Source organism: Rhizorhapis suberifaciens, from assembly GCF_014200045.1.
GTDB classification, from domain to species: Bacteria; Pseudomonadota; Alphaproteobacteria; order Sphingomonadales; family Sphingomonadaceae; genus Rhizorhapis; species Rhizorhapis suberifaciens.
In genome coordinates this window covers 1-17,939 of sequence record NZ_JACHOV010000017.1, presented here as the reverse complement: position 1 = coordinate 17,939, position 17,939 = coordinate 1, and the positions used below count along the sequence as shown (strand labels likewise).

Annotated in this window: 14 protein-coding genes and 2 pseudogenes; 7 read left to right on the top strand and 9 right to left on the bottom strand. The window is 61.2% G+C overall.

Annotated elements, in window-relative coordinates:
* Positions 1-624: 624 nt before the first annotated feature.
* A complete protein-coding gene (locus tag HNQ99_RS15525) occupies positions 625-1,503 on the bottom strand; it encodes an SDR family oxidoreductase (protein WP_184477312.1) in 879 nt (292 codons plus the stop codon).
* Positions 1,504-1,635: 132 nt separating this feature from the next.
* Between HNQ99_RS15525 and HNQ99_RS15520 the strand changes: the two genes are divergently transcribed.
* Complete coding sequence (locus tag HNQ99_RS15520) at positions 1,636-2,277, top strand: TetR/AcrR family transcriptional regulator (protein WP_221232726.1); 642 nt, start codon at positions 1,636-1,638, stop codon at positions 2,275-2,277.
* A gap of 34 nt (positions 2,278-2,311) precedes the next feature.
* Here HNQ99_RS15520 and HNQ99_RS15515 read toward each other — a convergent pair whose 3' ends face one another.
* The 3 genes from HNQ99_RS15515 to HNQ99_RS15505 all read right to left on the bottom strand — a co-directional run bounded on the left by HNQ99_RS15515 (position 2,312) and on the right by HNQ99_RS15505 (position 5,948).
* Entirely contained in the window at positions 2,312-3,460 is a 1,149-nt protein-coding gene (locus HNQ99_RS15515) for an epoxide hydrolase family protein (protein WP_184477310.1), read from the bottom strand.
* A gap of 304 nt (positions 3,461-3,764) precedes the next feature.
* Positions 3,765-4,580, bottom strand: coding sequence for an NADPH-dependent F420 reductase (locus HNQ99_RS15510; RefSeq protein WP_184477308.1), 816 nt, complete (start codon positions 4,578-4,580; stop codon positions 3,765-3,767).
* Positions 4,581-4,625: 45 nt separating this feature from the next.
* On the bottom strand, positions 4,626-5,948 hold the full coding sequence (locus tag HNQ99_RS15505) for an NtaA/DmoA family FMN-dependent monooxygenase (protein ID WP_184477306.1): 1,323 nt from the start codon (positions 5,946-5,948) through the stop codon (positions 4,626-4,628).
* A gap of 130 nt (positions 5,949-6,078) precedes the next feature.
* On the opposite strand from HNQ99_RS15505, the gene HNQ99_RS15500 reads away from it, so the two are divergent.
* On the top strand, positions 6,079-6,672 hold the full coding sequence (locus HNQ99_RS15500; RefSeq protein ID WP_184477304.1) for a TetR/AcrR family transcriptional regulator: 594 nt from the start codon (positions 6,079-6,081) through the stop codon (positions 6,670-6,672).
* A gap of 30 nt (positions 6,673-6,702) precedes the next feature.
* Here HNQ99_RS15500 and HNQ99_RS15495 read toward each other — a convergent pair whose 3' ends face one another.
* Both HNQ99_RS15495 and HNQ99_RS15490 read right to left on the bottom strand, forming a co-directional pair.
* Entirely contained in the window at positions 6,703-7,641 is a 939-nt protein-coding gene (locus HNQ99_RS15495) for a DMT family transporter (protein ID WP_221232724.1), read from the bottom strand.
* 230 nt (positions 7,642-7,871) lie between these two features.
* On the bottom strand, positions 7,872-8,546 hold the full coding sequence (locus tag HNQ99_RS15490) for a helix-turn-helix transcriptional regulator (RefSeq protein ID WP_246415045.1): 675 nt from the start codon (positions 8,544-8,546) through the stop codon (positions 7,872-7,874).
* Between the two features lie 176 nt (positions 8,547-8,722).
* Here HNQ99_RS15490 and HNQ99_RS15485 point away from each other — a divergent pair, with 176 nt between their 5' ends.
* The 4 genes and pseudogenes from HNQ99_RS15485 to HNQ99_RS16725 all read left to right on the top strand — a co-directional run.
* Complete coding sequence (locus HNQ99_RS15485; protein WP_184477330.1) at positions 8,723-9,853, top strand: efflux RND transporter periplasmic adaptor subunit; 1,131 nt, start codon at positions 8,723-8,725, stop codon at positions 9,851-9,853.
* 1 nt (position 9,854) lies between these two features.
* Complete coding sequence (locus HNQ99_RS15480; protein ID WP_184477301.1) at positions 9,855-12,956, top strand: efflux RND transporter permease subunit; 3,102 nt, start codon at positions 9,855-9,857, stop codon at positions 12,954-12,956.
* On the top strand, positions 12,949-14,391 hold the full coding sequence (locus HNQ99_RS15475; protein WP_184477299.1) for an efflux transporter outer membrane subunit: 1,443 nt from the start codon (positions 12,949-12,951) through the stop codon (positions 14,389-14,391). Before HNQ99_RS15480 ends, HNQ99_RS15475 begins: the two co-directional genes overlap by 8 nt.
* Positions 14,392-14,503: 112 nt before the next feature.
* Positions 14,504-14,638: pseudogene (locus HNQ99_RS16725) on the top strand (IS481 family transposase); the annotation flags it as partial.
* 37 nt (positions 14,639-14,675) lie between these two features.
* Here HNQ99_RS16725 and HNQ99_RS15470 read toward each other — a convergent pair.
* The 3 genes and pseudogenes from HNQ99_RS15470 to HNQ99_RS15460 form a co-directional block, all read right to left on the bottom strand.
* Positions 14,676-15,119 carry a GNAT family N-acetyltransferase gene (locus HNQ99_RS15470; RefSeq protein ID WP_184477297.1) on the bottom strand — a complete coding sequence of 148 codons (444 nt, stop codon included), beginning with the start codon at positions 15,117-15,119 and terminating at the stop codon, positions 14,676-14,678.
* A 22-nt stretch (positions 15,120-15,141) separates the two neighbouring features.
* Entirely contained in the window at positions 15,142-16,020 is an 879-nt protein-coding gene (locus tag HNQ99_RS15465) for a TIGR03619 family F420-dependent LLM class oxidoreductase (RefSeq protein ID WP_184477295.1), read from the bottom strand.
* A 179-nt stretch (positions 16,021-16,199) separates the two neighbouring features.
* Positions 16,200-16,298: pseudogene (locus HNQ99_RS15460) on the bottom strand (DUF736 domain-containing protein); the annotation flags it as partial.
* Positions 16,299-16,593: 295 nt separating this feature from the next.
* Here HNQ99_RS15460 and HNQ99_RS15455 point away from each other — a divergent pair.
* The gene (locus HNQ99_RS15455; protein WP_184477293.1) at positions 16,594-17,850 is read left to right on the top strand and encodes an MFS transporter; all 1,257 of its coding nucleotides are present in this window, start codon (positions 16,594-16,596) and stop codon (positions 17,848-17,850) included.
* Positions 17,851-17,939: the final 89 nt, after the last annotated feature.

Sequence of the window (17,939 nt, the reverse complement as noted above, 5' to 3'; positions counted from 1 at the left end):
CCCAACCTAAGCGGACTTTCTGTAACTCCGAAGAGAGGTTGCCTATGACAGTTGCCTGCGGCGCCATATGAAGCAATTTCGAGTTGGAACTTCTACAACTTGCGCGGCCGCGCGACGGAGGACAGATGATCCATGCTCCGAAGCTCCAGGGCAAAAAATTGGTTCAATCCGTTTTTGTGCGTTGCGGTTACAGGATTGTAAGGACCGAACCATACGAGCAGTGTCGGCCGACGTCAGCCGATGCGCGCAACTCTGCGAGCCTTCTTCGGGAGATTCTTCCGGTGGTGCAGCACAATGCGGTGATCGGAGAGTGGCCGACACCAGCATTCCCTGAAGCACTATTTCAATCCAAGCCGTCTCGCGATGGCTCGCCTATTGCTTGATCGATGCGATGCGGAAGGGATTGCAATCGCAGGCAAGCGGGTTCTGGACGCCGGGTGCCATGCAGGGAGCCTGCTGCGCCTCATGCGGGCTACATTCAGCAGATCGTGGGGCTCAAGGGTCCGCAAGCCTCGGGTACAGGGGAGACTCATCTCGGCGCTTTTGCTGAGCGCCGGACGCAGTCGATGCTGTCGTAGTGCCCCTCGAAAGTCGGCAGGTAGCACCACCTGCCGACCCCAGAGTTCAGATCATGCTCGACATCCCGAGCGCACCGAGCATGTCGTTTTGGATGGAAGAGACGGCCCCGTTCAGCCGTTCGACCCCTAGATCCATGCCGTCGGGCATGACGACCGTGCGCAATGGACGCCGTTCCGTGGCATCGACCAGCCGCGCGATTGCATCGGCCACCAGTTGGGGCCGCGGCGGGTTGGCCGGATCATAGGACTGGTCGGAGCTGGCTTTGATATGGCCCGGAATCGCCGCGACGTCACCATAGGATGCCAGCACCTTTTCGTCGGACGGCTCCGGGCTGGAGGGGAGCAGATTGCTCGGGAACGGCCCCGGTTCGACGATCACCGAGTCGACGCCGAAGCTCGACAGTTCGTAGCGATAGGATTCGGCCAGCGCCTCCAGCGCGAACTTGCTCGCCGAATAGACGCCAAAGAAGGGAAAGATCAGCCGGCCCATGAGGGAGGTGACATGGACGAGCAGCCCGCTGCCGGCGGCGCGCATATGCGGCAGAACGGCGCGGTCGGCCCGAACGGCGCCGAAGAAGTTGACCGCAAACTGCCGTTCGACGTCCGCGATCGTGTAGGCTTCCGTGACCCCGACGAACATCGTTCCCGCGTTGTTGATCAGCGCATCGATTTTTCCATGCTGCGTGATAACATGATCGATAGCCGAATTGACCGATGCGTCGTCGGCGACGTCCATTTCAAGAACCTGCAACGCGTGGCCTTCCGCTTTCGCGGCTTCGATCAACTCGCTGCGGACCTGGCTGTTCCTGCCCTCGACATCGCGCATGGTCGCGACCACCGTGTGTCCACGCCTTGCGAGTTCCAATACCGTAAGTTTCCCAAAACCACTGCTGGCGCCGGTAACGATAACGACTTTTGCGTTCATCCTGAGTCCTTTCACTTTGACGTTGCGGCTAGATAGACAGACCTGTATATTCTTGCAAATGGAAAGTGCACAGGTAAGTCTGTCGCATGTGCCGGTGAATGGTTTGCTTGGACGGAAGGTGGGGAATGCGCGGTGCTTGAGATTATGGATCTGGAAGGGCAGCCGCTCAACGCCCTCGCCGCGCGAGAGCGTATAATTAAGACAGCGTCAGACCTGTTTTACCGGTTCAGCATCCACACAGTGGGGGTCGACCGTATTATCGCCGAAAGCGGCGTGGCGAAGATGACATTCTACAAGCATTTTCCGTCAAAGGCCAACCTGGTCGCTACTTATCTGCGTCACAAGAATGCCGCCTGGTTGCATATGCTCGCAACCTGGACCGAAAAAGCCGGGCTATCGCCGCTGGAGCGCGTCCTCGCCATTTTTGACGCGCTGGATGAGTCGTTTCGAGCCCCTTCTTTCCGCGGCTGCCCGTTCGTGAAGGGAATGGCCGAGTTCGGACCGGAGGCTAATTCTCCGGACGTACAGGCGACCATCGCCGCCCATTTCGAAGGTTTGCGAGAATTTATAGCGTCGCTCATCGAGCCTTTGGCATTGGGCCACCCCGAGAAAGCCGTGGTACAGATCCTGTCGCTTATCCAAGGCTCGATCGTGATGGCGCAATCGATCCGCGATCCTGCCATAGCGGCGGCGAATCGCGATGCGGCCAGACTATTGCTCGAAGATGGAGCGACACCGTCATCTGAACCTGAAGTTCGTGAGATGCTGGGATGAACGGCCCATGCACACAGATGGCAACAGGCCCTTGTCATAGGTAATCCCTGAAAAAGGTTTGTATGTCTGTCAGAAGCAGATCGGGTTGCTCCATTGCTGCAAAGTGGCCGCCGCGCGGCATCTCCGTCCAGCGGCGCACATCATATTGCCGTTCTGCCCAGCTACGGGGCGGCCGACCGGGAAGCAGTTCGCGCGGGAATATTGCCATCGCTGTGGGCACGTCGATCTTGTAGAATGGGCGATATACCCCGCCAAGCTCGCGATTGAAGCCCTCGTAGAAGCGGATGGACGTGTCGATGGTGTCGGTGAATGCATATAGCGAAACATTTGCACAAAGCTGATCGAGGGTGAATGCGTCGAGAATATCGCCGCCATTGTCGCTCCAGGCGTAGAATTTCTCGAGGATCCAGGCAGCTGTGCCCAGCGGATTGCCTGCAAGGGCAAAGGCGACCGTGTTGGGCTTCATACTATGCAAGTTCATATAGCCGAATTCTCTGGCCGCGAATTTGCGGCATTCCTCCGCGTAGGCAGCTTCCTCCTCGCTCAGCTCGTCGTGCGGGCCCATGGCGACGGGGAACATATTGAGATGCAGGGCGGCGACGTGAGCCGGGAAGCGCGCCGCCATATAGATGTTCACGATCGCGCCGAAATCGCCGCCGTGGACGCCGAACCGCTCATAATCGAGGATATCGACCATGAGCGTGCGCCATAGGTCGGCCGTCGTGACAGGCCCCATGGCCTGGCCATCCGGAAATTCCGAGGCGGCAAAACCCGGTGCGGACGGGATGACGACGCTGAAGGCGTCTTCTGCGCGTCCGCCGTATCGTGACGGGTGCGTCAGAGGCCCGATCATGTGCAGAAATTCAAGGACCGAGCCCGGCCAGCCGTGGGTCAGAAGCAAGGGGCGGGGGGAGGCGGCTTCGCCGCTAATATGATAGAAATGGATCTTGAAATCGCCGATGGCGACGCGGAACTGCGGCCAGCCGTTCAGCTCAGCTTCTGTTTTGCGCCAGTCATAGTCATTGGTCCAATAACTAACGAAGCGGCGCATAAAATCATGGCTGACACCATAGCCCCATCCGCCATCGCCCAGACGACGCGGCCAAGGCGAACGTCGTACCCGATTGAGAACGTCTTGGATGACCTCGTCGGCTATATGAAAGCTGAATTCCTCGATCGGCATCGACCACTCCAAGGCTGGTTATTGAATGAAACAAGAATATAGCCCCTAGGCCGACAAAAGTCCTGCCGTGCGGTAGCTGTCGATCACTGCCACAGCATCCGGCATGGGAAAGTAATAGTGGATGGTTGCCGCCTTGATGCGACATCCTTCGCAAGATCGCGAAAGTTTAGGCCGCCATAGCCATGCGCCTGCAATGTCGGAGAAAGTGACGTCGCTCCGCCTGAGGGTGATGCGATCAAGGGCCGGCTGGTCGAGACAGCCGACCCAGCATGTTCGTACGTCGCATCCAATAGCGCCACGACGCCTACATAAAGACAATGCGGTTCAAAGCGACAAGCAAGTCGGTATCGGGATTGCTTTTCGCATCGCCAAAGCGCTCATGTGCTACTGCGGCGACCAATTCGCGGCGAATGGAAAGACGCGCTTTCTCAGCTGTAGGCAGGGCCGCCGCCATCTCCTCTTTTTTGAGATCGGTGCAATAGACGGGCGATCCGGGCTGCTGACGCCAGGATTCCGCGATCGATCCCGCGTCGAACGGGTCGAAACCGGTTTCATCGACCAGGCGCATCGTGACGTCTCTATCGACCGTCCGATCGGCGGCGACGGGAATGGCGATGCGGTCGGGACTGCCTGGCGCCTTGCCATATTCAGCGAAGGAGCGCGCGCCAATTGCGTTCCACGCCTTGGCGATCGGCCGGCCTATCTGTTCGACCACCCAAAGGCTTTCGACCTGACCGGCTTCGATGGTGTCGATCACGCCGTCCCGCGCCGGATAATAGTTGGAGGTGTCGATCACCACGGTTTCCTCTGGAACGTCCGCGAGAAGAGGCCTCACCGTTGACAGGCGTTGGAACGGGATCGAGAGGATGATGACGTCGACGTCTTTCACGGCGTCCTCGGCAGTCGTCGCGCGAGCACCCGACGCGAGCATCTGCGCGTCGATCGTTTCGGGGCCACGCGAGTTCGCGACTTTGATCTCATGACCGGCTTTCGCCAGTTCGCGGACCAGCGTCTTTCCGATATTACCGGTGCCCAGAATAGCTAATTTCATGATCTTACTCCTCTTCGCCTGAAATTTGACTCTGCGGATCGTGCCGTGCCCGCGGAGCGGTGACTTCATGATGCGCGCTACGGCCTGCTCGCCCGACCAGACGCCCTCGGCCCATTAGCGGGTAAGGCGCGGATCGATTCCGTACTGTGCTGGCGCGCCGAGATGGTCCCGCAGGGTGGCCCCCTCATATTCCCGGTGAAACAACCCACGATCCTGGAGGATCGGCACCACGCCATCGACAAAGGCATCGATCCCGTCATCATATACGTCCGGTGATATCCAAAAGCCATCGGCCGCCTCAGCTTCGAACCACTCCTGCATGTGATCGGCGGCCTCTATTGCGGGTCCAGCGATCACGGGATGATAGTCGATCACGCCATGTGCGAGCACGTCGCGCAATGTCCAGCCCTGGCTTGCTATCGTCAGCGCATGCGGCGAGCGTGGATCGCTCGGAGATGGCCGGGCCAAAGCCAGTTGTTCCGAGGAGAGCGGCTTGTCAAGCTGGGCCGGATCGAGGCGGAGGCCGAGCATCTGCCCGAGATACGAGAAGCGCTGCGGGAATGTGCGCTCGCTCAGCGCAATCCGGCGATCGAGGCCTTGGCGTCTGTCGGTGGCGATCGTGGTTATGAGGCCGGGGAAGAACTTTACCTCATCGGGATCGCGGCCGACACGCCGGGCTGCGTCCCGGAGCGCCATGCGGTGAGCGCGGGCGTCATCTATGGTGTATGTCGCACCGATCACGCCGCTGGCGTAGCGGGCGGCTACCTCCAGCCCATTACCTCCGCCGCCCGCCTGGAAAATCACAGGCTGGCCCTGCTCCGATGGCGGAAGTGGGAGTGGGCCACTGGAGCCGACGTGCCGGCCGCGCAGGTTGATTGGCCGGATCCTGGCCGAATCCGCGAACCGTCCCGACGCCTGATCGTGTATCCAGGCGCCCTGTTCCCAGCTGCCCCACAAGGCCTGTACGATCTGTATGGATTCGTGCAGCCGCTCATATCTCTCGGCACGGTGCGGCACCTCGCGGCCATAATTGGCGGCCGCCGCCGGATCACTGGTCGGCACCGCGTTCCATCCGGCGCGACCATGGCTCATGATGTCGAGGGCCTTGAACTGGCGGGCTAGGTTATAAGGCTCATTGAACGTCGTGGAACCGGTGGCGACCATTCCTATCCGCTCTGTTTCGCGCGCGACCGCGGCGAGCACCATCATCGGATCGATGGTAATCATCGGCGCTTCGGTTTCGACATCGCCCATCAATACCGGGAAATCCGGTACGAACAGGAACTGGAACTTGCCCCGCTCAGCAGCCTGGGCATGGCGCACCATCGCGTCGACGCTGGCATAGGCTGTCGGCGAAACTCCGGGCATCCGCCATGCGCCCGGCTGTGAGCCGTAGCCGTTCCCGAAATGCATGCCGATCATCATCTGTCTGGTCATATTGTCTTTGCTTCGCTAGCCGATGGCGCATCCTTGTTGGACGACACTGTCAGATCCTATATGGAGAATATCTCCGCTTAAACCGACAGATACGGAGAGTGTCTCCGTTATTCAGGGTTCAAGAAACGCCATGCTTCACCCGTCGACCGTTCGCGAGCCGCGCAAGGACGCCCAGCGCAATCGAACGCATATCCTGGATGCAGCGCGACAGGCGTTCGCCGATGAAGGCGTCGAGGTTTCGATGGATGCGATCGCCAAAAAGGCAGGTGTGGGTCCAGGAACCCTGTATCGCCATTTTCCAAGCAAGGACGCGTTGCTGGCCGCTCTGCTAAATCTCCATCATGCAAGCCTGGAGCAACAGCGTGCGGTCATCGAGGCGGAGGAAAGCGATGCCGGACGAGCACTGGAGCGGTGGATCGATGCGCTGGGCGAATGGATGTTGGCCTATCACGGACTCCCCGAGCCCTTACGGGCTGCGTGCCGGGTCGAATCCGCTTTGACGCCAACCTGTCTTCACGTCATCGAGACCACCGAGACCATCCTGCAGGCAGCGCAGAATGACGGTCTTGCACGTCGGACGTTGCAGGGGCGCGACATCTTTCTCGGGGCGTTGGCGATAGCCTGGGCGAGCGGCGTGACGGCAGTCGACGAACGAACACGGAGGGTGCTCCGCGACATGCTGAAGGATGGATGGTCGGCGCCTGACGCAATCCCGAACGGCTGATCACGGCGGGCCGACCGGTGCGCACGAGCATCAGCGCCTATGGATCTGACGGCGTGTCTTGAACGGCGTCGCGCCACCAGCCTCCACATGACTTGCCAGCGCCACGCCGATTGCCGTGATCGCCATTCCCGCCAACGCCGAAAGTCCCAGCGTCTCACCGAACAGCGGCCAGGCGATCAACGCCGTGCTTGGCGGGACGAGGAAGAAGAGGCTGACGACTTTGGACGCGGCGCCACGCCGAATAAGCACATAGAGCAGCGATACAGCACCGAGCGAAAGCACCAGGACGAGCCAGAGCAGCGCGAAGACAAACTCCGCGTCCCATCGGACATGCATATCCTCAAGCCAAAAAGCCAAGGGGGCGGTAGCTAGACCAGCTGCCACGAACTGGATGACGCTGCCGGTGCGAAGATCCATGCCGGCGCAAAATCGCTTCTGATAAAGTGTGCCCACCGTGATCCCGATCAGAGCTGCAACGCAGGCGATGCTGCCCAACAAACTGCCGGGAGCTTGGCCCACCTTGCCTGCCAGCACGAGTGTCACACCGAACAGGCCAAGCGCGAGCCCCAGCCATTGGCGTGGTGTCACGCGTTCGCCGAGCAGTACGCCGGCAAGTGCTGCGGTGAGCAGTGGCTGCAACCCAACGATCAAGGCTGAAACTCCGGCCCCTATCCCCATGGAGATGCCGAGGAAGACGCCACCGAGATAGATGCCATGAACGAGCAGCCCCGCGACGGCAAAGTGCCCCACCTCCGTCCATCGTAGTGGCCATGGCGCTCGGCTGGCGAGAGAAACCAGCACGAGCAGCCCTGCGGCCAGGGCGTACCGCATCGACAAGAACGTCAGCGGCCCGGCGTGGGGAAGCCCAAGCCGCGCGCCGATAAACCCCGTGCTCCACAGCACCACGAACAGCGCGGGGGTTCCGACGCTTTGGATCAGACTGGTGCCGCCGCGCATGTCGTAAGCCATTCCCCCGTACCTACATGTAGATCGCGCGGACCGGTCTTACGCACCAGTCAGCGTCGGGGCTCGTGGTGCCATCACCAAGGCGTTCCTGCATCACTGCACCACTAAGATCACGGCGCTTCGGCAAACGTGCCTTCTCGGTGGCGCCGAGTGCCGGTCCCCTCTCCTCGCGTGAGAGATCGGAGCAGTAAGCTGGAGCGCTTGGCTGTTGAAAGGTTTGGAACCGCCTAACCTCATTCCGGCCCTTGCTCTACAAAGAGATCAGTCTCACGGATGACGTAAGTGCATCTGCGGCCACCTTTGATGATGTGCTCTGTGCGATCGATCGACACGGTGGGACCTAGCGCGGTTCCGAACATTTCGAGTTCGGCGCTGCAAAAACGACCGCAAGCTGCTGCAACCGGGCTGATCGGGCAGTGGTTCTCAATGAGCAGGAATGACCCGTCGTCCTCTTCTCGCCAATCAGCCATATAGCCTTCTTCCGAGCGCAACGCGGCCAGCGCGGCTACCCGGTCGCGAAGCAGATGTTTGCCGCTCAGCTCCTCTAGATAGCGGCGCTGCGTCTCACTCTCGCGAACATTAATGATCATGTCGAGCGCCGACTCGCCCATGTGGGTGCGTATGATATCGAGCAACTGCTCTGTCAGGCTTGCGCACGTATCGGGAAACCGCGATTGCGCAGCTGCGGTCAATTCCCACAACTGTTGCGGCCGGCCAACACCTTTGGCCTCGCTCGTCGCGACGACGAGTTGCTGCTCAGCCAGGCGCATGAGTTGCTGGCGAGCCGCCTCGCCGGTGATCCCGAGCTTCTTGCCGATCGCGGCAGTGGAGAGGCGACCCTGGATCTTCAGGGCCATCAATACGCGGTCGCCGGGCGTGCGCGTAGACCAGCCTGAATATTCCAACATTGGGCTTGACATATCTGACGGTTTCGTTTTCAAAGTCATAGCTTGGAAAATAACAAAACTCATCCGCATGCGCAAGTGCGGCCCGAAAGTCCTTAAAGGGGATATTGAACGTGGATCTGAACTCCCCCGCAACATCGAAACCAGTCGTCGGCGAGCTTGTCGATGAGGCGCGAGTAATGACCGCCTCGCTCCAAGATCTCCCTCCGCGTCGCTCATCGCGCCCGCAAGGTCGGACAATCGCCCTCACCATCATCGTTCTGGTGGCGATACTGGGCGGTCTGTTTCTTTGGCGCACGCTGAAGAGCAGCCAAGGCCAAAACTGGCAACAGCAAGCCGTTTCGGTCGCTGCCGTGGTCGTTGCGCCTCGCGATGTGCCCTCATCGTTGAACGCTGTTGGTACGCTAACGGGGGTTCGCGAAGTAACGCTGTCGAGCGAGGTCGCGGGCAGGGTGTCGGACATCAACTTCTCGGCCGGCTCTAACGTGCGGGCGGGGGCGCTTCTCGTCCAGCTGTTCGATGGCCCCGAGCGCGCCGATCGGGAGGCCGCGAAAGCCAGGGCGGCGTTCAGTGGAATACAGCTCGCCCGCTCCGAGCAGCTTGCCCCGACAGGTGCCGAACCGCGTGAATTGCTGCAACAGCGGCGAGCCGAGCGCGACCAGGCCATCGCCGCAGTTCGGCAAATAGATGCGCGCCTGATCCAGAAGCAGGTCCGGGCGCCCTTTTCAGGCGAAATCGGCATCCGCCGCGTCAATCTGGGGCAGTTTATCAACCCCGGTGATCCCGTCGCGACGCTGACGGCGCTCGATTCGCTCTATGTGGAATTCGCTCTTCCGCAACAGGAGCTCGCGCGTGTGAAGCCGGGATCGACAGTGTACATCACCAGCGATGCTTTTCCGGGCCGCACTTTCACCGCGCGCGTGAACGCCGTCGAGCCGCAGATTGGCGCGGACACGCGCAATGTCACCGTGCAGGCGCTTCTGCCAAATGCCGATCGTGCGCTGCGCCCTGGCATGTATGTGACGGCTGGACTGGCGCTTCCACCGCAGCAAGGCGCGCTCGTCGTGCCGACAACCGCTATCCAGACCTCGGCGCAAGGCGACAGCGTGATTGTCATCAGGGGCAAAAGCGCCCGCACCGGCGGCAAGGCAGAGATCGTGCCGGTTCAGGCCGGCCGCCGCATCGGCAACGAGGTCGTGATCGACAAGGGCCTCAGCCCTGGCGACGTCGTTGTGTCGGAAGGCCAGTTGCGCGTGCAACCTGGCGCCGAGGTCAAGGTAGCGCGTATCGTCCAGACAGGGGTCCGCTGACATGGCGTTCACCGACCTCTTCATACGCCGGCCGATCCTCGCGATCGTCGTCAGCCTGCTGATCCTGCTCGCCGGCCTCAGCGCGACGTTCAGCCTGCCGATCCGCCAGTATCCCGGCATGGAAAACGCGACGATCACGATCGACACGTCGCTCCCCGGCGCATCGCAGGAGGTGATGCACGGCTTTGTCACCACGCCGATCTCTCAGGCGATCGCGACCGCAAACGGCATCGAATATCTCAGCTCGACATCCAGCCAGGGCAAGAGCCAGATCAGGGCCAAGCTGGTCCTCAACGCCAATGCCGACCGCTCGATGACGGAGGTCCTCGCGAAGGTCCAGCAGGTGAAGTACCGCCTGCCCGCCGGGGCAACCGACCCGGTGATCTCGAAGATCACCGATGGCGCGTCCGCCATCCAGTACGTAGCGTTCGCCAGCGACACGCTCTCCGCGTCGCAGATGACCGACTTTGCGTCGCGGGTCGCCCAACCACTTATTACCTCCGTTCCCGGTGTTGGTTCAGCACGGATCACTGGCGGTGCTCCGCTGGCAATGCGTATATGGGTCGATCCAGTGAAGCTCGCCGCTCGCGGCCTCACCGCGAGCGATCTGGCAAATGCCCTCCGGGCGAACAACGTCCAGTCGGCGCCGGGGCAGCTCAAGGGCGAAAGCACGGCGATCAACATCACCGCGGGTACCGATCTGCGTAACGTCGATGCATTCCGCCAGATGGTGCTCAAGACGGGCCGGGATAGCGTGGTGCGCATCGGTGACGTCGCGACAGTGGAGCTTGGTGGCCAAAATTATGATGGCAGCTTGCTCGCATCGGGGCGCCCCGGCGTCACGATCGCCATCTCGCCCACGCCGGATGGCAACCCGCTCGAAATTGTGCGCGCGGTCAAGGCGATGCTCCCTGACATCCAGCGCGTCGCTCCCCCGAGCCTCAAAATTTCGAGCGTGTTCGATGCCGCGCAGTTCGTCGACGCCTCCATCGAGCAGGTCCAGCATACGCTGGTCGAGGCGATCCTTATCGTGATCTTCGTGATCTTCCTGTTTCTGGGCACGTTCAGGGCTGTCATCATCCCGGTGGTCACGATCCCCCTGTCGCTGCTCGGCACGGCGGCGCTGATGCTGATATTCGGCTTTTCGCTTAACCTCCTCACGCTGCTTGCCATGGTGCTGGCGATCGGCCTCGTCGTCGACGACGCCATCGTCGTGGTGGAAAATATTCACCGCCACATCGAAGACGGCTTGTCGCCGCTGGACGCGGCGCTGGTCGGCGCACGCGAAATTATCGGACCAGTGGTCGCGATGACCATCACGCTGGCCGCAGTTTACGCGCCGATCGGGCTGATGGGGGGACTGACGGGCGCGTTGTTCCGTGAATTCGCCTTCACCCTCGCGGGGTCGGTGATCGTGTCGGGCGTCATCGCGCTCACCCTGTCACCGATGATGAGCGGCCTGCTTCTCAAACCCAAGGCGGGTGAGGGAAGGCTTGCCCAGGCGGTCGAGCGCACCATGCACCGGGCCACCGAAACCTATGTCCGGCTGCTCGACAATACCCTGGCGGCACGTACGGCCGTGCTGATCGTCGGCGTCACCGTCCTTGTCACGATCGGGGTGCTGTTTGCCGGCTCCAAGAGCGAGTTGGCGCCCCAGGAGGACATGGGATATGTGTTCGTCCAGACTAAGGCACCGCAATATGCCAACGCCAGCTACACGGCGCGATTCAGCGCCGAAGTGGATAAAATCTTTCACCAATTCCCCGAATATGCCGCCAGCTTCTTCGACATCGGCGGCGACAACAATGCCAATGGCAGCTTTGGTGGAATCGTGATGAAGGACTGGGCCGACCGCAGCCGCAATGGTGACCAGATTCAGGCGGAACTGGCGGGCCGCACTGGCGCTATCACTGGCGTCTACGCGACTGCTTTCCAGGACAGCCCGCTTCCCGCCGGAAGTGGTGGTCTGCCAGTCCAGATGGTCATCCGCTCGGCCGACGATTTCCCCAAAATCTATAAAACCCTTGAAGGAATCAAGGGTGCGGCATGGGGCAGCGGCCTGTTCGCCTTCGTCGATAGCGACCTCGCATTCGACAGTCCGGAAGCACATATCAGCATCGATCAGGCCAAGGCTGGCGAGATGGGCGTGACCATGGCCGAGATCGCCGACACGCTGGCCGTGCTGGTCGGCGAGAATTACGTCAACCGCTTCAACTGGCATGATCGCTCCTACGACGTCATCGCTCAGGTGCCGCAAGGCAAGCGCATTACCCCGGATAATCTTGGCGAATTCTACGTGAAAGCGGCGTCCGGCAAGCTTGTCCCGCTATCCACGGTTGCCCATGTCGAAATCCGGCCGCAGCCCAATCAACTGCCGCAGTTCAATCAGATGAACTCGGCCACGCTCTCGGCGGTGCTGCTGCCCGGCGTGACCATGGGCCAGGCCGTCGACTTCCTGAAAAGCCAGCCCCTGCCGCCCGGAACAAGGGTCGACTGGCTGTCCAACAGCCGACAATATGTGCAAGAAGGCAATCAGCTTACGATATCCTTCGCCTTCGCGCTGATCGTGATTTTCCTGGTGCTTGCCGCACAGTTTGAGAGCTTCCGCGATCCGCTCGTGATCCTCGTGACGGTGCCGCTGGCGGTTTGCGGAGCGCTCGTACCGCTTTATCTGGGCTTCACTACCCTCAATATTTATACGCAAATCGGCCTCGTCACGCTCATCGGCCTCATCTCAAAGCATGGCATCCTCATGGTGTCATTCGCCAACGAGATGCAGCATACCGAAGGCTGGGGCCGGGCGGAGGCGATCCGCCACGCCGCGGCCGTTCGCATGCGTCCCGTGCTCATGACAACCGCTGCCATGGTCGCGGGTCTCGTGCCGCTCTTGTTCGCCACCGGCGCAGGCGCGAACAGCCGCTTTGCGATCGGCATCGTTGTCGTGATGGGGATGCTGGTCGGCACCCTATTCACGTTGTTCGTGCTGCCGACCGTCTACACGCTGCTCGCCGGCGACCATCGTCCCAAGCCGGAGACCGAACCGGGCAGCCAGTCGTCGCCCAAACACCAGCCCGCAACCGAAGGAGAGCTGGTTCATGCGTAATTTCAAAGTCCTCGGCTTGATCGCGCCGCTGCTTGCCTCTGCCTGCGCCGTCGGACCGAATTATGAACGGCCAAAAACCCCTGTGGCGACCGCCGAGCCGTTCGTGACGAAAGGAGCCGGCTTTGATCCAGTGGCACAACTGCCCGACGATTGGTGGCGCCTTTACCGCGATCCCGCGTTGGACGCTCTGATCGAGCGGGCCTTCGTCGCCAATACCGATCTGCGCGTCGCTGCCGCGAACCTCGCGCGCGCACGGGCGGTGCTCGGCGAAGCTCGGTCCGCGCGGCTGCCGTCCACCGACCTCAATGGCGGCGTCACCTATGGCGATGGTGTCCAGGGGGCGGGACAAGCGGGTACCCCGGGTAATCCAGGCGACGCGCAATGGTCCCAGTTCGGTGGGCTATCGCTCGCGTGGGAGGTCGATCTGTTCGGCCGCGTCAGCCGCGCTATCACAGCCGCGCGGGCGGATACGGAAGCGGTCGAAGCGGCTCGCGACGCCGTGCGGGTTACGGTCGCGGCCGAGACGACGCGCGCCTATGTCAATGCGTGCGCCTATGCCTATGCGATTGAGGTCGCGCGGCAGTCCTTCAAGACGAGCAGCGACAGTCTCAGGCTCGTTACCGATCAGGAGCGGGCCGGATCGGTCGGCAAACTCGACGTGGAACGGGCTGGAGCTGCAGCGGCGACGGCGCGATCGGCTATCCCGGCCCTCGAGGGGCAGCGCCAGGTCGCGCTGTTTGAGCTGGCTGCACTGATCGGCACGACGCCAGGCGATATTCCAGAGGCTGCGCAGTCCTGTTCGCAGGCCCCTGAACCCGCGACCAACATCCCGGTCGGGGACGGTGCCGCCCTGCTCCGGCGCCGCCCGGATCTACGCCAGGCAGAACGGCAACTCGCAGCAGATACCGCGCGAATTGGCGTTGCGATGGCTGACCTTTACCCCCAGGTCAGCCTGGGTAGCTCGGGCAACTTCTTCCGCGATGATATAGTGAGGGGCGGAGATTCTTTCTCCTTCTCATTAGGGCCCCTCATCTCCTGGAGCTTTCCCAATATCGCCGTTGCGCGCGCGCGGGTCCGCCAGGCGCAAGCGCAGGGTGACGCTTCGCTGGCGACGTTCGACGGACGCGTGCTCAATGCTCTCAAGGAAGTCGAGCAGGCTCTGACGATCGTCGCCACCGAGCAGGATCGGCTTCAGTCGCTGCGCGAGGCGCAGCTACGCGCCGGCGAGGCGCACAGGCTCGCCGATCTTCGGTACCGCGCGGGATCCATCGCCTATCTCGACGTGCTCGTTGCCCAAGCCGACATGCTTTCAGCCCGCAGCGCCTATGCCGATTCCGTACAGCGGCTCGCGTCCGCCCGGGTGGACCTGTTCAAGGCTCTGGGCGGTGGATGGCAGCACAATCAGGAAACGGAGCAGGCCGATGCGACCCACTGAAGCCACAGAGGCTTTCGCAGGTGAAAGGGATCGTTGATCCGCACGTTGACGTTGGCACCCGAAGCTGCGGCAGCGCGTCCTCACCGCTGCTGCGCGCTGACGATCAGTCGTCCGAGATCGCTCGAGCCGGCCAAGCAAGCTGCCATGGGAAGCGACAGAGGAAGAGCGCGCGATCGTCTGCGCCCTGCGCAGAGCCATCGGCTTTGCACTTGATGACGGGACCTTTGTCATTACGCACTTCCTGCCCACCCAGACGATCCAGGCTCTCGGATGGGAAGCGGACCTCAGATCACCATTCGATAACCTTCATGTTCGTTTTGGAAGCCGAGGGCGGCGTAGAGTCGTCGCGCTTCTTCGCGGTCCTTGTGCATGAATAGTTCCAGAAAACGACAATCGCGCTTCCGGGCTTCCTCGATAACCCACTCGAACAGCGAAGCCCCGAGACCACGCCTGCGTTGATCGCGCGCAACTCTGACATCCTCAATGAGGCAGCGAAGAGCGCCGCGGTGGGACAATCCCCGAATGAAGGTCGCTTGTATGCAACCGACGATCCGGTCACCGTCATGTACCGCCACTGCGAGCAAATTTCGGTCATCTCCTTGTATTTCCGCGAAGGCTTCGCCATAGGCGCCAAGTTCGCCGACCAGTTCGCGTCGCCTGCCGATCTCGTCGTCGACCAGCAGCCCCACTATTCCCTCTAGGTCATCGAACTCAGCGATCCTGATCATGATGATATGTCCACGACCGAGCCTACTGAAATGACTTCAGTATCCCGCCCAGACGATCCAAGCTTTGCCACTGTACCTCAGCGGGTTCTTGCATGAAGTAGAGGAGCATTCTGCGGAAGCCCATCGCGTGCAATTCTTCGACTCTCTTTTCCACGCTGCTTGAAGTCGAGAAGGCTGCCAGCGGATCGATAAGGACAGTGAGATCGAGATCATCGAAGGATCGCTCGGCGCGGTCGCATTCCTCACGGAGGTCGTTCATGAAGCCGACCATTCTTTCGCCCTGGTCGACCGGCACCCATCCGTCGCAATACTCTGCGACCCGAGGCAAGGCCAGCTTGTTCCATGCGCCCATCAGGACAGGCGGGCCGCCCGGCTGAACCGGCTTTGGACCGCACCACATCGGATCGAACTTTATCATTTCGCCCGAAAATTCCGAAACCTCGTTGTTCCAGATCTCGCGCATTGCCAGCACGCATTCACGCGTCCACTTCCAGCGATCCTTGAACTCAATGCCGTAGTCCGCCATCTCTTCGGCGCTCCAGCCGGCGCCGACGCCCAGGATGACACGACCACCCGACAATTGATCGAGCGTCGCAATCATCTTGGCAAGACGGATCGGATGATGCTCTGGAAGTATCAGTATCGAGGTTCCGAGCTTGAGCGTCGTTGTCGCGTCGGCAATGTTCATCAAAGTGAGGAGGGGGTCGTAAAGCTCGCGATAGGTGGCCGGCGTTTCCTTATATTCCGGACGCTGCGACTTTTGCCCGGTGGGAACATGGGAATGTTCGCCGATCCAGATCGATTCAAAGCCATTAGCCTCCGACCACTGGGCGACTTCTTTCGGCGAGAGCATGAAATTTGTGAAAGCGCTTGTCAAACCAAAGACTGGTCCATCACCCATTACTTTATCTCCTATATTCTCATTGGCCCTTCCGCCGCGCACGGGCTTGTACGCTGCTTCGTAGCGACTTGGCAACGCTCGGTCAGCTTTTGCCAATCCAGCAGGTCGGCAGCTAAGCTGTCCCCCGACCCGCGGGCGGCGAGGCTTTTTTCCCAGCGCGCACCATTGCCGCCGATCATCGATTCTACTGGGGTGTACGAGCCGTCCTGCTGCTGGAACAGCGAGACGTAGAGCGGCTGCGCGAAGCTCGGGTCCTCGTTCTTGCCGTTGAGGAAGATGAGGCGGCTTTCCTTCGAAAACGTCCTCGAACCCTTGTCCCGGACAGCTTCCCTCATCCCCCTCCTCGGGCCGAGCCGGCGCGACGCCGCCCAAATGGATGACGAGGACGGGTGTTGTAGAACCCGTTAATGTACTGGAACATAGCAGCCTCGGCCTGTCGCCGTGTTGGCCAGCTCTGCCGCCAGATCAGTCCCGTATATTGCGCCTTGGCGAGATCTCAGCTAACGGCTAGCCTTAGAGTGGCACCGCAAGCTTGGGAGCTTTGGGTAGCTGCGGAGGAGCGAGAGGAGCCTGATGCACACACCAACCGATCGACCATTCTCGGGATGGAGAGTGGTCCTCCCGTGCTTCCTCGCACAAACCCTCGCTGCCGGCTTCGCCTTCGGATCATTCGGCCCACTGCTCGCCAGCACCGAGCAGCATTTCGGCGTGACCCGGGCCGTTGCGGCCACGGGAATGAGCCTGATCATGCTGGCAGTCGGCGGCCTGTCTCCCTTGCTGGGGGGGCTGCTGCAAAAAGTCTCGGTGCGGAGCGCGATGATCGGCGGCGCGGCGCTCAGCGCGGTGGCCTATTTGGGCCTCGCCCTTCTTCCATCGTTCGGCCTCGCCCTCGTGATGTTCGGCCTGATTGGCACGGGCGTGAGTCTGTTGGCGATATTGGGGCCGCTGACGCTGATCAGTCGATGGTTTATCTCCGATCAGGCCAAGGTTCTGAGCATCGTAAACCTGCCGATTGCGCTGTTCGTGATCCCTTTCATCATCGCCGAGCTTCTGCCGGAATATGGGCGGTTTGCAGTTCTCGCAGGGATCGCAACGATCTTCCTCCTGTTGATCCCCGCCCTGCTGCTGATCGTGGAAGAACCTGGGCGGATCGGTCAGGCTCCGCGCGCGACAAATATGGACCCAAGTGACGTAGTCGCCCAAAGGGACGTCAAGGATCGGCCGCTCTCGACGCGCGAAATTCTTACCAGCGCGCCTTTCTGGTTGCTGTCGCTTGTGATCGGCGTGATATCGGGATCGGGTACGGCGTTCCTCGTCCATATCGTCCCCTTCGGCATGGAGCGGGATCTATCCCTGCAGGCCGCATCGGGGCTGCTTTCCGTTTATGCCGGCGCCGGAATTCTCGGCACCTTGCTCGTTGGATGGCTAGCGGACCGCATTGGCCCTCCTTCCACGCTCGTGCTCGCAACTTTATGCGAGGCGCTGGTGTGGTGGGGACTGCTGCATGTCGCGGGCGTGCCGTTGTTCGCGCTCGCGGCGCTGATGGGAATGTGCGTAGTCCCGGTGACGACGATGCACGGCGCCGCACTCAGCAGGCTGGTGGGGGCTGCGAGCATCAGCCGGGCGATGGGGATCAGCTATGCGATCGTCCTGCCCTTCATTTTCGGCTTCGCGCCGCTGATCGGCTTCCTGTTCGATCACGCTGATGGATACAGACTGCCCTTCCTGATGACGGCGGGCATTGTCCTCATCGCCTGCCTGTGCTCCGTGCTAATGATCTTCGCGGTACGCAAGCAGAAGCAGTTATTCGAAGCGGTGGCGATCCGCTAGAGCAACGAGCCATTAATCTGCAACATACCCAGCGTGTTTGAGATAATTCCAGCATTCGTCTGAGGAGTAGAGTTCGCAGATTGAGCCGA

Coding starts and splice junctions, on each gene's coding strand:
- HNQ99_RS15495 (WP_221232724.1), bottom strand. CDS start 7,641: ATGGCTTACGACATGCGCGGCGGCACCAGTCTGATCCAAAGCGTCGGA.
- HNQ99_RS15475 (WP_184477299.1), top strand. CDS start 12,949: ATGCGTAATTTCAAAGTCCTCGGCTTGATCGCGCCGCTGCTTGCCTCT.
- HNQ99_RS15490 (WP_246415045.1), bottom strand. CDS start 8,546: ATGTTGGAATATTCAGGCTGGTCTACGCGCACGCCCGGCGACCGCGTA.
- HNQ99_RS15480 (WP_184477301.1), top strand. CDS start 9,855: ATGGCGTTCACCGACCTCTTCATACGCCGGCCGATCCTCGCGATCGTC.
- HNQ99_RS15485 (WP_184477330.1), top strand. CDS start 8,723: ATGACCGCCTCGCTCCAAGATCTCCCTCCGCGTCGCTCATCGCGCCCG.
- HNQ99_RS15455 (WP_184477293.1), top strand. CDS start 16,594: ATGCACACACCAACCGATCGACCATTCTCGGGATGGAGAGTGGTCCTC.
- HNQ99_RS15510 (WP_184477308.1), bottom strand. CDS start 4,580: ATGAAGTCACCGCTCCGCGGGCACGGCACGATCCGCAGAGTCAAATTT.
- HNQ99_RS15515 (WP_184477310.1), bottom strand. CDS start 3,460: ATGCCGATCGAGGAATTCAGCTTTCATATAGCCGACGAGGTCATCCAA.
- HNQ99_RS15500 (WP_184477304.1), top strand. CDS start 6,079: ATGCTTCACCCGTCGACCGTTCGCGAGCCGCGCAAGGACGCCCAGCGC.
- HNQ99_RS15525 (WP_184477312.1), bottom strand. CDS start 1,503: ATGAACGCAAAAGTCGTTATCGTTACCGGCGCCAGCAGTGGTTTTGGG.
- HNQ99_RS15465 (WP_184477295.1), bottom strand. CDS start 16,020: ATGGGTGATGGACCAGTCTTTGGTTTGACAAGCGCTTTCACAAATTTC.
- HNQ99_RS15470 (WP_184477297.1), bottom strand. CDS start 15,119: ATGATCAGGATCGCTGAGTTCGATGACCTAGAGGGAATAGTGGGGCTG.
- HNQ99_RS15505 (WP_184477306.1), bottom strand. CDS start 5,948: ATGACCAGACAGATGATGATCGGCATGCATTTCGGGAACGGCTACGGC.